This window comes from Diaphorobacter aerolatus, from assembly GCF_014489535.1.
GTDB classification, from domain to species: domain Bacteria; phylum Pseudomonadota; class Gammaproteobacteria; order Burkholderiales; family Burkholderiaceae_C; genus Diaphorobacter_A; species Diaphorobacter_A aerolatus.
The window spans coordinates 1,244,620-1,259,881 of record NZ_CP060783.1 but is presented as its reverse complement, the minus strand read 5'-3'; the positions used below and the strand labels follow the sequence as shown (position 1 = coordinate 1,259,881).

Sequence of the window (15,262 nt, the reverse complement as noted above, 5' to 3'; positions counted from 1 at the left end):
TCCTGAGTGGCTTGCTACAAGCGAAGCTGCACTACCGTGGCGGGGTGGCGTCGAGCGAACAGCTCCCGTCCGTGAGCCTTTCAGGCTCTTCGACGAGAAGCGCGCTGCTCCATCCTTTTTTTCTCGTTGTCTTTTCTCTTTCTCCTTTTCTTCTGCTTCACTTCGTTCGCGGGCTGCACCTTCAAACATCGGAGGTGAAGCATGAGCAATCCGCAACCCACTCGCGCGGAAATCTACGAACGCATCGCCCAGTCGAGCAAGCAGGAAGTCATTCTTGACGAGATGCAGCGGCTGGGTTTCTGGCCCAAGGCAGAAGGGCAGCCGCAACTCGCGGCGGAACTGATTCATCGCGAAGGCGAGCTGCAACGCGAACTCAGTGAGCTGAACCAGCAGTTGGGTGTGCGGCGCGACCCCGAGCGCGCGCTGCGCGAGATGCGCAAGCAACGCATGAAGAATGCGCGGGAAAAGCGCGAGACGACCAAACGCGAACAGGCGAAAAAACGCCATGAACGCGCGCTTGCCTGGCATGCGAGGCGCGCATCGCATGTGGGATATCTCGGTCCTGGCGTATCGGCGGCTCTGGTGGACGGGCCGCTCACGCAGCAGGAGCAGGAACAGACGTCGAGACGCACGCGTGATCGGGCGATTCCGGATCTACCGCGTCTGGCTCGCCATGGCCTGCCCGCATTGAGCAGCGCCGCACAACTGGCCGAGTCCATGGGCGTGAGCGTCGCGGAACTGCGGTTTCTGAGCTTTCATCGCGAGGTCGCGCGCACCCATCATTACCACTCGTTCACACTGCCCAAGAAAACCGGTGGCGAGCGCCTGATTTCCGCACCCATGCCGCGCCTGAAACGCGCGCAGTATTGGGTGCTTGATAACGTGTTGAACAAGATTCCGGCGCACGAGGCCGCGCACGGTTTTCTGGCCGGTCGGTCGATCATCAGCAACGCCGCTCCGCACGCGGGGCAGGACGTGGTGATCAATCTCGACGTGAAGGATTTCTTCCCCAGCATTGCGTTTGCCCGCATCAAGGGCGTGTTCCGCCAACTGGGCTATGGCGAGGGTGTCGCCACGGTGCTCGCGCTGCTGTGCAGTGAAAACCGCGCGCAGGCCTGGCAGGTCGATGGCGAGCGCCTGTTCGTTGGCGGCAAGGCGCGCGAGCGGGTGCTGCCGCAGGGCGCGCCGACCAGCCCCATGGTCACCAATCTGCTGTGTCGTCGCATGGACCGGCGCTTGCAGGGGCTGGCCCGACAACTCGGTTTTGTCTACACCCGCTATGCCGACGATCTCACGTTCTCCGCTTCGGGCGAGGCGGCGCGCGACCATGTCGGCAAGCTGCTTGGCCGCGTGCGCTGGATTCTGCGCGACGAGGGCTTCACACCCCATCCCGACAAGGAACGTGTGATGCGCAAGGGGCGGCGTCAGGAGGTCACGGGTCTCGTGGTCAACGGGCCATCGCCCAGCGTATCCAGAAAAACGCGCCGCAGGCTGCGCGCCGCCTTGCATCGGGCGTCCCGATCTGCTGCGGATGCAAGCACCTCCACGCAAGCGCATTGGCAGGGACAGCAGGCCCAGCCTTCGCAGTTGCTGGGCCTCGCACAGTTCGTGCACCAGATCAATGCGCGTCAGGGCAGGCAATTGCTCGCCGATGCCCAGCAACTCATGCGCAGTCCGCTCGACCGGGCCAACGATGCCCTGCTTGCGGCGAGTCGCCAGGACCAGCGGTCGGCGAGTTCATCGTCACCCGCGTCGTTTCGCGCGCTTGCAGCGGCTGGGCGGGCACCGGTTCGCACGAATGGCGAGCCCTGGTGGCAACCGGCGGCGGCATTGGAGCCGGTGCTTGAGCAGACGGATTTGCAACGCCGCGAGGCGCGGCAGCTTGCGCGCCATGGCGCGTCCTCCGCTTCGGGGGCTTCGTCAAACCGGCGCTCTTCGTCCGATTCGCATTTCGGGCGTGGGCCGCAATCGGGTTCCTCGCGGCAGGAAGATCAGGGTAATGCGAGCGGGCGGTTTAGCTTCGACGATGCTGCCGGGCGCGACGATCAAGGCGCATCGAAGGACAAGCCTGCGGGTCGGTTGGGGACTTACTGGATGCAGATGGTGATCTGCTTCGTGATGGGATCGATTCTGCACAACCGGCTGATCACCATCTTCGCGATGATTGCGGTGATTGTTTTGTATTACATGCGCAGGCAGCGGTGGGATGTGTTCATGGGGGTGTTGGTGGGGCTGTGATGTTGGGGTATTTGGTGAAGGGGATGGGGTGAGGGACGCGTGTTTTCACACTGCGTTTTCGCGATTCTGAGGGGAGAGGCCGGGACTGCCCTCGACGGGGCATCTTGCTTCGCTCGTACCGAGGGCATCTCGCGACTTCGCGAGAAGCGGAGTGACTGATTAGAGTGCGGCGATGGCGGCCTGTTTCCAGGCTTCGGCTGCGGCGGGTTCGTCGTTGCGGTGTTCGGCGAGTTCGGCGAGGAAGCGCCATGCGCTGGCGCGCAGTTTGTTGTCGGTGAGCTTGGGGGCGGCCTGGGTGAACAGTTGCTGGGCCTTGCCCAGAGTTCGAGGTGCAGGCAGGCTACGGCCGACAGGTATTGCAGACGCGCGTCCCGGGGATTGGCTTGCTGGGCGCTTTCGATGCGCGCAAGCCAGGTCGCGTCGATGCCGCTCAGGTTGGATTCGAGCACCTGGATCAGCTTGCGGGCCTGAGGGTCGCTCAATGGCTGGCGTTGATGGGGATCGGCCATGAGCTCCCACACGGGCAGCAGCCATTGACGCACCTGCGCCGGGTCGCCTTCGAGTTCCGCGAGTCGGCGGGCGGCGTGGATCGCGAGTTCGGGCATGGCGCGCTCATTGGTGTCGAGCGTCATCCACGCGCGCTGCAATTGCGCGGGGTCGTGGGCGTCGTTGATCAATTCGACCGCGAGGCTACGCACGATGCTTTCGGCGGCGGCGGGTGAGAACGCGCGGTGTTTGCCGAGCAGGCGCGCGGTGTCGAGTGCTTCCTGCGTGAGATGCGCCATGCGCGATGCCTTGAGTTTGGCGCGCAGGGCCAGCGTGCGGCGCGCGGCCCCGGCGGGCAGCGAGGCCATGCGGTCGAGTGCTGCGTTGGCATCGCGTTCGTCGAGCGACCAGCGCGCGGCGCGCATTTGCGCACCATCGCGCAGTTCCTGTTCGGATGTGGACGGATTCGCCGGAATCGAGTCGAGCGCCTGCTGCAGATGCGCTTCGCGCGTGGGACGATCCTGCAGGGCGTGCGAGCTTTCGGCAGCGACGATGTGCGAGAGCGTGCGCAGTTGGAGGCCGTGCGGAACGGGAAGCGTGTGCGACAGATCGCTTTCCTGCGCAATGGCGGATTCGGCGGCTTTGCGTGCGCGCAGGAAGCGGCCCGCGAGCAGTTGCGACATGGCGTCCAGCAGCGAGGCGTGCATGGCGCGTTCCTTTTGCTGCAAACGCCAGCGGCGCGCGCGACTGGGCAGCGCAAGCAGCGTTGCCGTGCCCCGCAGCGCTCCATACAGAATCGCAAAACTACCGAACAGCAGCAGCAAGACCGCATTGAGCGAGAGATCCACCCGGTAGGGCGGCCAGAACAGCGTCACTGTGCCGTGGTTGTTGCCTGCAAACAGGGCAACCGCCACGGCGACACCAAACAGGGCCAGGAGCCAGAGAGCTGCGCGCATGGGTCAGGGCTTTCCGTTCATCGTCGGCTTACTCGTCGTCGTCATCGTCATCATCGGCCCGCCGCAGCGGTGGCGAGTGCCGTGAAGCTCTCGTCCAGACGCGGCAGTTCAAGCCCCTGCATGTTGGACTGCAACTGCGAGATGGTGTCGATGGCGCGCTGCGTGTAGCGCGATTCGGGGTCGAAATATTTGACCAGCGCGGTGCGCGCATTGTTCAGATCGAGACGGGCGGAGTCCATGCGGCGCGAGAGAATGCCAAGGCGCGCGTTCAGTAGCGAGAGCTTGAGGTTCTCGCGCAGAAAATAGGCCTGCTGAGGCGCTATCAGCACCGCGTCGGGCTGGTCGATGCGGCTCACGCGCACCAGTCCGCGCGCCTCGGCGGTGATGGCCTCCCAGGTGTTGCCGAGCATGGTCTTCCAGCGCGGTTCGTCCGGATCGACCGGAGCAGGCGGCTCGGCGGCGGAGCGCGCATGGGCGTTGCGCTGGCGCATGGTGGATGCGGGCACGACGGCATTGAGTAGCGGAATTTCATCGACCTGGCGCGTGAGATCGTCCACGCGGCCCAATAGGCCCGAGGTGTCGGTCACGGCGGATTTTCCGATCAGGTCCAGATCATGCGCGATGGCGCGTTGCACCGGTGCGAGGCGCGGCTGGGCCGCACGTTCGATGCGCTGATCGGCGCTTTTGAGGGCGGCAACGACGGGCTCGATACTGCCGGTGAGCTGCGACTGCTGCAGCGCCAGACGCAGGCCCGATTCGATGTCCACCACCAGATTTTCGTCACGCGAGCGCGAAAGACTCTGCATCAGCTCTTCGAGCTGGGTGCGCTGAAGCGCCACCTCGCCGACGCGGGTTTCAGTGACCGTCAGGCGCGCGGAGGTGTCGCGCGCCACATCGGCGGCCTCGCGGGCCATGGTGCGGGCCTCAATGGCCTGAGCGCCCGAGTCGGCGGTCTGGCGGGCCAGTTGTTCCTGAATATTGGAGAGCTTCTGCCACAGCATGACGCTGCTCACGAGGCCAGCGACGGCCACCAGTCCGATGGCGGTGACAAGCAGGCGAGAGCCATTGCCGTTGTTGCTCGCGCCTGGCACGGGCGTGGCGGCTGGCGCCGCTGCGGCCGGGGCTCTGGCCGACATCGCCGCGCTTTCCGTCGTCTCTTCGTGGATTGTGTGTTGGGGCTCGAGGCTCATATTGTTGATTTTATCGACGCTATCACTTCCTGTAGTGTAGGGCGGCACTCACTTACGTAGCCGAACCCGGCTGCACGGGCGGTATCGGCGATGCGTGGATGGGTGACCAGCGCGCGGGCCTTGTCCCAGCATGTTTGCGGCAATTCGCGCGCGAGATTCTCGATGGCCTCGGAACTGCTGAAAAACCACAGTGTGCCGTCCGAGGCCGCACACCGCGCAAGGTCTTTGTCCTCTGGAGCGAGCGAGGTGCCGCGGCGCTCGTAGGCGGCAACGAATTCCACCTCCCCGCCAGCGCCGGTGATTTGCGCGGCCAGCCAGTCGCGTCCGTTGCCGCCCCTGGTCTCGCGGGCATTGGCGCCGCGCACGATGAGCACGCGCTTGCCCGCCCCGATCTGTGGGCCGACGGCGAGCCAGAGGCTTTCCGAATCGAACTGCCCGGAATCCTGCGCCGGGCCGTCGATCCGACTCGCGGGCACGCCCGCCTGTTCCAGTGCGCGCGCCGTGCCCGGGCCGGGAGACCAGAAACGCGGCAGGCTGCCAGCAACATCACCCGGAGTCAGCGCCGCAGCGTCCGCGAAAAAAGCCGCCGCCGCGTTCCCGCTGACGAACATGAGCGCATGGAATGCATGAAGTCGCGAGCGGGCGTGTGCAAGCGCCGCCTGTAATTGCGGATCGCGCACGGCGGCGATGCGAAGCAGGGGCAGGGCGGCGGCATCGATGTGCTGCGCGCGCAGTTGCTCTGCCCACCGCTCGGCTTCGGGCGAGGGGCGGGTGATCAGAACGCGTGTCATTGCGCGCTCAGGACGCGGTGCTGACTCTTGCGCCCGCCGCCTTGAGTTTGGCGGCAACGGCAACCCCGAGCGCATCGGCCGATGCCAGATCGCTCACGCCATCCGATTCAGCCGTGGCGCGGATCAGCGAGGTCTTGCCTTCCACATCGCCCCAGGCCGCGTCGATGCGCAGCGTGTTACCCGACCAGCGGCCATGCGCTGCCAGTGGCACCGAGCAACTGCCGCCCATGGCGCGGCTCACCGCGCGCTCGGCCGTCACGGTCAACCAGGTGGGTGTGTGCGCCAGCGGCGCGAGCGCCTGCTTGAGATCGTCGCGCCCGGCGCGAATCTCGATGCCGAGCGCGCCCTGACCGGCGGAGGGCAACATTTCCCCGGGCTCGAACGCGTGGCGTATGCGGTCCTCAAGCCCCAGGCGTTTCAGTCCCGCTGCGGCAAGCACGATGGCCGCGTACTGGCCCTCATCGAGCTTGCGCAGCCGTGTGTCGAGGTTGCCGCGCAGCGGCTCGATCTTGAGATCGGGGCGCAGTGCCTGCAACAGCACCTGGCGGCGCAGGCTCGACGTGCCGACCACCGCGCCCTGCGGCAGATCGGCCAGCGTGGCGTGGTGTGGCGAGACAAAGGCATCGCGCGGGTCTTCGCGTTCCATCACGCAGGCCAGCTCGAAACCGGCGGGCAGCTCCATCGGAACGTCCTTGAGCGAATGCACGGCGAGATCGGCGCGGCCTTCTTCGAGGGCCAGTTCAAGCTCTTTCACGAACAGCCCCTTGCCACCAACCTTGGCGAGCGTGCGGTCCAGAATCTGGTCGCCCTTGGTGGTCATGCCCAGCAGCTCGATGCTGTACCCGGCATTGCGCAGCAGGGCCTGGACATGCTCGGCCTGCCACATGGCAAGGCGACTTTCGCGTGTGGCGATCACAAAGGGAGAGGACTGCGTGGGAACTATTTTCATGGCGATGACGTATTCGATCGTGTGCGCCCTGAACGGGCGCTCGGGGATGCTAGCATGTTGCGTTGCAGCAGTTTCCTACAGTACCAGTAGATTCTGGTGCGGTTGATTTGATCAGGCGTGTCATGGCGCGATACAGATGCCGCCCTCATCGTCCCAAAGTTCAGGAGTGACCTTCCGCATGTCCGCATCCGCTCGCAAATCCGATGCCTCCGCCAATGCTCCCGCCGTGCGCAAGACCGACAAGGATCTGCCGCTGATTCAGGACATTCGCCTGCTTGGGCGCATTCTGGGCGATGTGATCCGCGAGCAGGAAGGTGTGGCCGCATACGACCTCGTCGAGCAGATCCGCAAGCTCTCGGTCGCGTTTCGCCGCGACGCGGATCAGGAGGCGGACAGGGCGCTCAAGAAGCTGCTCAAGGGGCTGACGGGCGACCAGACGGTGAGCGTGATCCGCGCGTTCACCTATTTCAGCCATCTGGCCAACCTGGCCGAAGACCGCCACCACATCCGTCGCCGCGAGATTCACGAGCGCGCGGGCAGCGCGCAGGAAGGCAGCATCGAAGTGGCGCTCGCGCGACTGCGCTGGGCCGGGATTGCACCGCGCGCCGTCGCGCAGTCGCTTGCCAGGAGCTACGTATCTCCGGTGCTCACCGCGCATCCGACCGAGGTGCAGCGCAAGAGCATTCTGGATTCCGAGCGCGAGATCGCCGATCTGCTCACCGAGCGCGAAGAGATCGCCCTGCGCGCGCAGCTCTACAACAGCGCGAAGGACCCGATCACGCCGCGCGAACTGGCTGCCAACGAGGCGCAACTGCGCGCGCGCGTCGCCCAACTCTGGCAGACGCGGCTGCTGCGCTACTCCAAGCTCACGGTGGCCGACGAGATCGAGAACGCGCTGTCCTACTACGAATACACCTTTCTTCGCGAGATTCCGCGCATCTATGCGGAGCTGGAGCGCGAGCTGGGCCATCAGCACGTGGCCAGCTTTCTGCGCATGGGCCAGTGGATCGGCGGCGACCGCGACGGCAATCCGAACGTCAGCGCCGCGACGCTTGCGCTGGCGCTCAAGCGGCAGTCCGAGGTGGCGCTGCGGCACTATCTGACGGAGGTGCACAACCTCGGGCGCGAGCTGTCGCTGTCTTCCAACCTGGTGCACATTCCGCTGCCGATGCTGGCGCTGGCCGACCGCTCTCCCGACACCAGCGAACACCGCGCCGACGAGCCCTATCGCCGTGCGCTCACGGGCATTTATGCGCGTCTGGCGGCAACGCTCAAGTCGCTTGCCGGCGGCGAAGCGGCGCGCCACGCGGTAGCGCCCCAGAACCCGTATCTGAACGCCGAAGAGTTTCTCGCCGACCTGCGCGTGATCGAATCATCGCTGCTGTCGCACAAGGCGTCGGCCATGGCGCAACAACGCCTGCGCCCGCTGATCCGCGCGGTGGAAGTTTTCGGTTTTCACCTCGCGACGGTCGATCTGCGCCAAAGCTCCGACCAGCATGAGCGCGTCGTCGCCGAGCTGCTGGCGACGGCGCGCATCGCACCTGACTACTGTGCGCTGAGCGAACCCGAGCGCCGCACGCTGTTGATGCAGTTGCTGTCGGATGCGCGCTCGCTGCGTGTCATGGGGGCGACGTACTCCGACCACACGGCCGACGAGATCGCTATCTTCGAGGCGGCACTCGCGATGCGCAAGCGCTACGGCAACGATGCGATCCGCCACTACATCATCAGCCACACCGAGACCGTGAGCGACATGCTCGAGGTGCTGCTGCTGCAAAAGGAAGTCGGGCTGATGCAGGGCACGCTCGATCAGGGCGGGCGCGCCGATCTCATCGTCGTGCCGCTGTTCGAGACCATCGAAGACCTGCGCAATGCCGCGCCCATCATGCGCGAGCTGTATGCGCTGCCGGGCTATGCCGCGCTGGTGCGCGCGAGTGGCGCCGAGCAGGACATCATGCTCGGCTACAGCGACAGCAACAAGGATGGCGGCATCTTCACCAGCAGTTGGGAGCTGTATCGCGCCGAGATCGCGCTGGTCGCCTTGTTCGACGTACTCAACGCGGCCCGGCACGGCGCGCAAATCCAGTTGCGCATGTTCCATGGCCGTGGCGGCACCGTGGGCCGCGGCGGTGGCCCCAGCTATCAGGCGATTCTGGCGCAGCCGCCGGGCACCGTGCGTGGACAGATACGTCTGACCGAGCAGGGCGAGGTGATTGCCTCCAAATACGCCAATCCCGAGATCGGCCGACGCAATCTGGAAACCCTGGTTGCCGCGACGCTTGAGGCCACCTTGCTGCAGCCCACGAAGCCGGCCACCCGAATATTTCTGGATACCGCCGAACAGCTCTCGCGGGCCAGCATGGGAGCCTACCGCGCGCTGGTGTTCGACACACCGGGCTTTACCGACTATTTCTTCAGCGCCACACCGATTCGCGAAATCGCCGAAATGAACATCGGCTCGCGTCCCGCATCGCGCAAGGCAACGCAGAAGATCGAGGATTTGCGCGCGATTCCCTGGGGTTTCAGTTGGGGCAGTGCCGCCTGACGCTTCCAGGCTGGTACGGGTTCGGCGCCGCCGTCGACGCGTTCATCAAGGCCCCTGGCAAGGATCCCAAGGCGCAGCTCGCGCTGTTGCAGAAGATGTACCGCCAGTGGCCGTTTTTTCGCACGCTGCTCTCCAACATGGACATGGTGCTCGCCAAGAGCGACATGGCGCTGGCGTCCCGCTACAGCGAACTTGTGGGCGATGCGCGGCTGCGCAAGAAGGTGTTCGGTGCCATCGAGGCCGAATGGCAGCGCACCTCCGACGCGCTGGTACGCATCACCGGTGACAGGCAGCGGCTTGCGCACAACTCGGCGCTTGCGCGTTCGATCCGCCACCGCTTTCCCTACATCGATCCGCTGCATCACCTACAGGTCGAGTTGATCCGGCGCTGGCGTCTGGGGCAGGGCGATGACCGCGTGAAGACGGGTATCCAGATTTCCATTAACGGTATTGCCGCCGCGCTGCGCAACACCGGCTGATTGCGTGCATCATCCGCGACTGTTTTTTCGAGTGGCTGGAACCGATAGATCATGCAGTTGCGGGGACGTGATTTGGCGCTGAGCGGCTGGCTGCATCGCCTGCGCGTGTACGAGGCATCGCTCCAGGCGGTGCCCGTGGCGCTGGCGCTTGGCGGCGCGATGTGGTGGTGCTGGAGCAGCGGTCACATGCCATGGCTGGTGCCGCTGTTTCTCGGCGTGATCGCCAGTGCGCTCGCCGAGACCGACGACAACTGGCGCGGTCGTCTGCGCACGCTGGTGATCACACTGTGCGGCTTCGCGCTGGTGTCCTTCAGCATCGAGGCCGTGGTTCAGTCGCCCCTGCTTTTTGCGCTCGCGCTGTGTGGTTTCACGTTAGCGCTCACCATGCTCGGCGCGGTGGGCGAGGGCTACCGTGCGGTGTCCACAGCGTCGGTGATTCTGGCGCTGTATACGGCGATGAGCGTGGGCGCGACCCGACAACCGCCTTCGCAGTCGCAACCCGAGGCGCATCTTGTCCCGGTGCTTTTGCTCACCGGCGCTGCCTGGTACGGCCTGCTGTCGGTGCTCTGGAAGATGGCGTTTGCGCTGCGGCCGCTGCGCATCGGGCTTGCGCAACTTTATGCCGAACTCAGCGGCTATCTCCAGCTCAAGGCCAGCCTGTTCGAGCCGGTGCGCGGCGTGGATGTGCAGCAGCGGCGCATCGGACTTGCACAGGCCAATGGCCGCGTCGTGGCCGTGCTCAACGTGATGAAGGAGCGATTGCTGAGCCGCATGCAGGCGGGCCGCGCGCCGCAGGGCGAGCTGCTGCGTTGCCTGAACCTGTACTTTCTCGCGCAGGACATTCACGAGCGAGCCAGCTCATCGCACTATCTCTACAACGACTGGGCCGATGAACTGTTTCACAGCGACGTGCTGTACCGCTGCCAGCGCGTGCTTGCGCTACAGGGCGTGACCTGCGCGCGCCTCGCCGAGGCGCTGCGTGCGCACGAGGCGTTCACGCGCGGCGTGGAAGTGGCGCAGGCCATTGCTGATCTCGACGCAGCAATCACGTATCTGGAGCAGCAGAATCGAGCGCACTGGCTGCGCCCGCTGCATTCCCTGCGGGCGTTGTCGCGCAATCTCACGACGCTGGATGCGCAGCTCACGCTGGCCACCGGCCCGCTTGATACGGCCTGGCTTGGCGACGTGACGCTGTTCGACGCCTCGGCCCGCACGCTGGGCGATGCCTGGTCGCGCATCACTCGCCAGTTCCATTGGCGATCACCACTGCTGCGCCATGCGGTGCGGCTGTCGGCGGCGCTCGCGGCGGGCTGTCTGGCGATGCAGATGACCGATCCGGAGCATGGTCACTGGATCCTGCTGACCACGCTCTTCGTTTGCCAGGCAACGTATGGCGCGACCATCACCCGCGTCTTCGAGCGCATCATCGGAACGGTGCTCGGCCTGCTCGTCGGCTGGGCCTTGCTCAAGCTGTTTCCGGGGCTCGCGACGCAGGCGCTGATCGCCGTAGGTGCCGGCGTGGTGTTCTTCATCACGCGCAATCAACGCTATGTGATCGGCACCGCCGCCATCACGCTGATGGTGCTGATGTGCTTCAACCAGACCACCGGCGCGGCCTACGAGCTGATTGCACCGCGCCTGATCGATACGCTGGTGGGCAGCGTGATTTCCGCCGTCGCCATGCTGCTGGTACTACCCGACTGGCAGGGCCGTCGCCTGAACGTCGCTGCCGCCAACGCCGTGGCGGCGAATGCGGCCTATCTGCGCGAGATTCTTTCGCAGTACGCGCAGGGCAAGGACGACGATCTGGACTACCGCGTCGCGCGCCGCAACGCGCACGACGCCGATGCCGCGCTGTCGAATTCGTTCAATCAGCTCATGCAGGAGCCCTACTGGGCGCGTCGCAATGTGCGGTGGGGGCAGCGCGTGCTGGTGCGCTCGCACAGCTTGCTCAACTATGTCTCGGCACTTGGCGCGCATCGCGGCAAGCTCGGCGGCGCGGCGCAGGATGCGGTATTGCTCTCATCGGGCGAGCTGGCGGTGAACGCATTCAACACCATCGCGTCAGCGCTGCGCGCGCATGGAATGTTCGAGACCGCGCTGGCCGACGATGCAGGCTGCGAGGCGGTGATCAGCACGCTCGAAGACCATGCCGAATCGGCCCCGGGGCTGCTGCGCGTGCAGCTCAACCAGCTCGCGCTGATCTGCCGCCAGATAGCGCCGCTGCGGCAGGTGACGGCAGAGCTTGCGCTTGCGAGTGACGGTGCAAAATAAGCGGACTTGAGACACAAAAAAGCGCCTCTCCTGGAGGCGCGTCGAACCGGGTAGAGCGGACTCGTCAGTCAATCAATCAGTCAGTCTCGCCCATCATCGATTGCAGATAGTTCTGCACGCCGACCTTGTCCACCAGATCGATCTGGGTTTCGAGGAAGTCGATGTGCTCTTCCGTATCCTCCAGAATTTCCTGAAGCAGATCGCGCGAAACGTAGTCGCGCACGGCTTCGCAGTGGGCGATGCCGTCCTTGATCGTGGCCTGCGCGCCGCGCTCGCTGCGCAGGTCGCATTCGAGGATTTCCGGCACGTCCTCGCCGACCTGCAGCTTGGCAAGATCCTGCAGATTGGGCAGGCCGTCGAGCATGAAAATGCGGTCCATGATCTTGTCCGCGTGCTTCATTTCGCCAATCGACTCGTCATATTCCTTCTTGGCCAACTTGTCGAAGCCCCAGTGCTTGAGCATGCGGTAGTGCAGGAAGTACTGGTTGATGGCCGTAAGCTCGTTCTTCAGTTGCGCTTGCAGGTGCGCAATCACTTGTGGGTCGCCTTGCATGGGGTACTCCTGTTGTTCAATGCGCGCATTGTCACGAACGAATCTTGCCGATGCAAGACAATGCCCATTCGCGCGCGGTATGGCTGCGTGTGATGTTGAGTTGCGTTCGCAAATGATTTCGCAACTCACAAAATTTCATGACATTCCAGCCAGTGCGTGAATGCGTCTCCCCGTATGCTTGAAAATTCCATGGATGGGCTGCAACTGATGGATCGGCTGGCCTTGCAGCCGTTGCCCGGAGGCCAGCGCAAGCCTTCAGGTTAATAGTTTTCGTAAATCGAAGTCATCAAGTCAATTCATTGGATTAATCAAGTGCTTGAGCCTAAACTCGAGTCTGTTCTTAGCCAATCAATCAATCAATCAATAATCACTCAACCAACCAACCGAAAAGGAAACAGCAATGTCCGTGATCAACACCACCATCAAGCCTTTCAAGGCCAGCGCATTCAAGAACGGCAAGTTCATCGACATCACCGAAAAGGACGTTCTGGGCAAGTGGGCCGTGTTCTTCTTCTACCCCGCTGACTTCACATTCGTGTGCCCGACAGAGCTGGGTGACGTGGCCGACCACTATGCTGAGTTGCAGAAGCTGGGCGTGGAAGTGTTCTCGGTGTCCACCGACACCCATTTCGTGCACAAGGCATGGCACGACGCATCCGACACCATCGCCAAGATCCAGTACACCATGATTGGTGACCCGACCTGGGAAATCTCCAACAACTTCGAAGTGCTGCGCGCCGACCAGGGTCTGGCCAATCGCGGTACGTTCATCATCGACCCACAGGGCGTGATCCAGTCCGTCGAAATCACTGCCGAAGGCATTGGCCGCAATGCAGAAGAAATGATGCGCAAGATCAAGGCTGCACAGTACGTGGCTTCGCATCCTGGTGAAGTTTGCCCAGCCAAGTGGGAAGAGGGCGCCAAGACTCTGGCTCCTTCGCTCGATCTGGTCGGCAAGATCTGATCCGGTAGCCAGCCGCCACACTCAACACAGTTGAAACGTTGAAGACGCCCGGGTGCCTGGCGCCCGGGCTTTTTTTATTCAAAACCAGGGCCTGTTCACACAACGCACAGGGTCGCGCGAGCCCGAAGGGTTGCGCAGTCTTGGGCGGTCTGCGGCGTTGCAGTCTCTCGCAAGGTACCTACCTTGCTTCGAGCCTGCGCCTTGCATCCCATCCCAAGATTGCACAACGCGATCCCCGTGCGTTGTGTGAACAGGCCCAGACTTTCAGAGGAATCTCCATGCTCGACACCACACTTCAAACCCAATTGAAAGCCTATCTGGAGCGCCTGCAGCGTCCGGTGGAACTGGTGGCCACGCTCGACGATGGAGCCACCTCCAAGGAAGTGCGCGAACTCCTTGGCGAGATCAAGGCGCTTTCTGACAAGATCACCGTGGTCGAGAAGAACGACGCCGATGTGCGCAAGCCTTCTTTCCTGATCACCAACCCGGGCGTGGACACGGGCGTGCGTTTCGCCGGTGTGCCGCTGGGTCATGAATTCACGTCGCTGGTGCTGGCGCTGCTTCAGGTGGGTGGCCATCCCTCGAAGGAAGCGGCCGATCTGCTCGAACAGGTGAAGAACCTCAGCGGCGAGTACCACTTCGAGACGTACTACTCGCTGTCATGCCATAACTGCCCAGACGTCGTGCAGGCGCTCAACCTGATGAGCGTGCTGAACCCACGCATCACCCACACCGCGATCGATGGCTCCGTGTTCCAGAATGAAATCAAGGAACGCGAAATCATGGGCGTGCCCACCGTGTTCCTGAATGGCAAGAACTTCGGTCAGGGCCGCATGGAACTCGCCGAGATCGTCGCCAAGATCGACAGCGGCGCCCAAGCCCGCGTGGCCGCGAAGATCGACGCGATGGAGCCTTTTGAAGTGCTCGTCGTCGGCGGTGGCCCCGCCGGTGCGGCCGCTGCCGTGTATGCAGCGCGCAAGGGCATCCGCACAGGCGTTGCGGCCGAGCGTTTTGGCGGCCAGGTGCTCGACACCGTGGACATCGAGAACTTCATCTCGGTCAGCAAGACCGAAGGTCCGAAGTTCGCCATCGCACTGGAGCAACACGTCGGCGACTACGACGTCCAGGTCATGAACTTGCAGCGCGCCAAGGCCTTGAAGCCTGCGCCGACCGAAGGCGGTCTGGTCGAGGTGGAACTGGAAAACGGCGCAAAGCTCAAGAGCAAGACCGTGATCCTCTCGACCGGTGCGCGCTGGAGAAACATGAACGTTCCCGGCGAAGAACAATATCGCACCAAGGGCGTCACCTATTGCCCGCACTGCGACGGCCCGCTCTTCAAGGGCAAGCGCGTTGCGGTGATTGGTGGCGGCAACTCCGGTATCGAGGCCGCCATCGACCTGGCCGGTATCGTTGCCCACGTGACGGTGCTGGAATTCGCCCCTGAACTCAAGGCCGACGCCGTGCTGCAGAAGAAACTCGCGAGCCTGCCGAACGTGGACGTGATCCTCAACGCACAGACCACCGAAGTGAACGGCGATGGCTCCAAGGTCAACGGCATCACGTACAAGAACCGCACCAACGACGAGATCCGCACGATCGAACTCGAAGGCATCTTCGTGCAGATCGGCCTGCTGCCCAACACCGACTGGCTCAAGGGCACGGTCGACCTCACCAAGTTCGGCGAAATCGTCATCGACGCCAAGGGCGCCACCAACGTGCCCGGCGTGTTCGGTGCGGGAGATTGCACCAACGTGCCGTACAAACAAATCATCATCGCCGCCGGCACAGGCGCCACGGCTGCGCTGTCAGCGTTTGATCATTTGATTCGGCATTGATG

The 15,262-nt window shown here is 63.8% G+C and carries 8 protein-coding genes and 2 pseudogenes; 5 read left to right on the top strand and 5 right to left on the bottom strand.

Annotated elements, in window-relative coordinates; translation table 11 throughout:
• Positions 1-201 precede the first annotated feature (201 nt).
• Positions 202-2,238 (top strand): reverse transcriptase family protein, encoded by a 2,037-nt coding sequence (locus H9K75_RS05830; protein WP_187725103.1) that lies wholly within the window; start codon positions 202-204, stop codon positions 2,236-2,238.
• A 159-nt stretch (positions 2,239-2,397) separates the two neighbouring features.
• Here the strand turns inward: H9K75_RS05830 and H9K75_RS05825 are convergent.
• The 4 genes and pseudogenes from H9K75_RS05825 to hemC form a co-directional block, all read right to left on the bottom strand.
• Positions 2,398-3,680, bottom strand: a pseudogene (locus H9K75_RS05825) (heme biosynthesis HemY N-terminal domain-containing protein).
• A 50-nt stretch (positions 3,681-3,730) separates the two neighbouring features.
• Complete coding sequence (locus tag H9K75_RS05820; protein WP_187725932.1) at positions 3,731-4,816, bottom strand: uroporphyrinogen-III C-methyltransferase; 1,086 nt, start codon at positions 4,814-4,816, stop codon at positions 3,731-3,733.
• Between the two features lie 50 nt (positions 4,817-4,866).
• Positions 4,867-5,661, bottom strand: a complete 795-nt coding sequence (locus H9K75_RS05815; RefSeq protein WP_187725102.1) for a uroporphyrinogen-III synthase — start codon at positions 5,659-5,661, stop codon at positions 4,867-4,869.
• Positions 5,662-5,668: 7 nt separating this feature from the next.
• Positions 5,669-6,610 carry a hydroxymethylbilane synthase gene (gene hemC, locus H9K75_RS05810; protein ID WP_187725101.1) on the bottom strand — a complete coding sequence of 314 codons (942 nt, stop codon included), beginning with the start codon at positions 6,608-6,610 and terminating at the stop codon, positions 5,669-5,671.
• Between the two features lie 178 nt (positions 6,611-6,788).
• Here hemC and ppc point away from each other — a divergent pair.
• Both ppc and yccS read left to right on the top strand, forming a co-directional pair.
• A pseudogene (gene ppc / locus H9K75_RS05805) lies at positions 6,789-9,634 on the top strand (phosphoenolpyruvate carboxylase).
• 51 nt (positions 9,635-9,685) lie between these two features.
• On the top strand, positions 9,686-11,908 hold the full coding sequence (gene yccS, locus H9K75_RS05800) for a YccS family putative transporter (RefSeq protein WP_187725100.1): 2,223 nt from the start codon (positions 9,686-9,688) through the stop codon (positions 11,906-11,908).
• Between the two features lie 76 nt (positions 11,909-11,984).
• Here yccS and bfr read toward each other — a convergent pair whose 3' ends face one another.
• Positions 11,985-12,461, bottom strand: coding sequence for a bacterioferritin (gene bfr / locus H9K75_RS05795; RefSeq protein ID WP_187725099.1), 477 nt, complete (start codon positions 12,459-12,461; stop codon positions 11,985-11,987).
• 400 nt (positions 12,462-12,861) lie between these two features.
• On the opposite strand from bfr, the gene ahpC reads away from it, so the two are divergent.
• Both ahpC and ahpF read left to right on the top strand, forming a co-directional pair.
• Positions 12,862-13,425, top strand: a complete 564-nt coding sequence (gene ahpC / locus H9K75_RS05790) for an alkyl hydroperoxide reductase subunit C (RefSeq protein WP_187725098.1) — start codon at positions 12,862-12,864, stop codon at positions 13,423-13,425.
• A 278-nt stretch (positions 13,426-13,703) separates the two neighbouring features.
• A complete protein-coding gene (gene ahpF / locus H9K75_RS05785; RefSeq protein ID WP_187725097.1) occupies positions 13,704-15,260 on the top strand; it encodes an alkyl hydroperoxide reductase subunit F in 1,557 nt (518 codons plus the stop codon).
• The last annotated feature ends 2 nt before the right edge of the window (positions 15,261-15,262 follow it).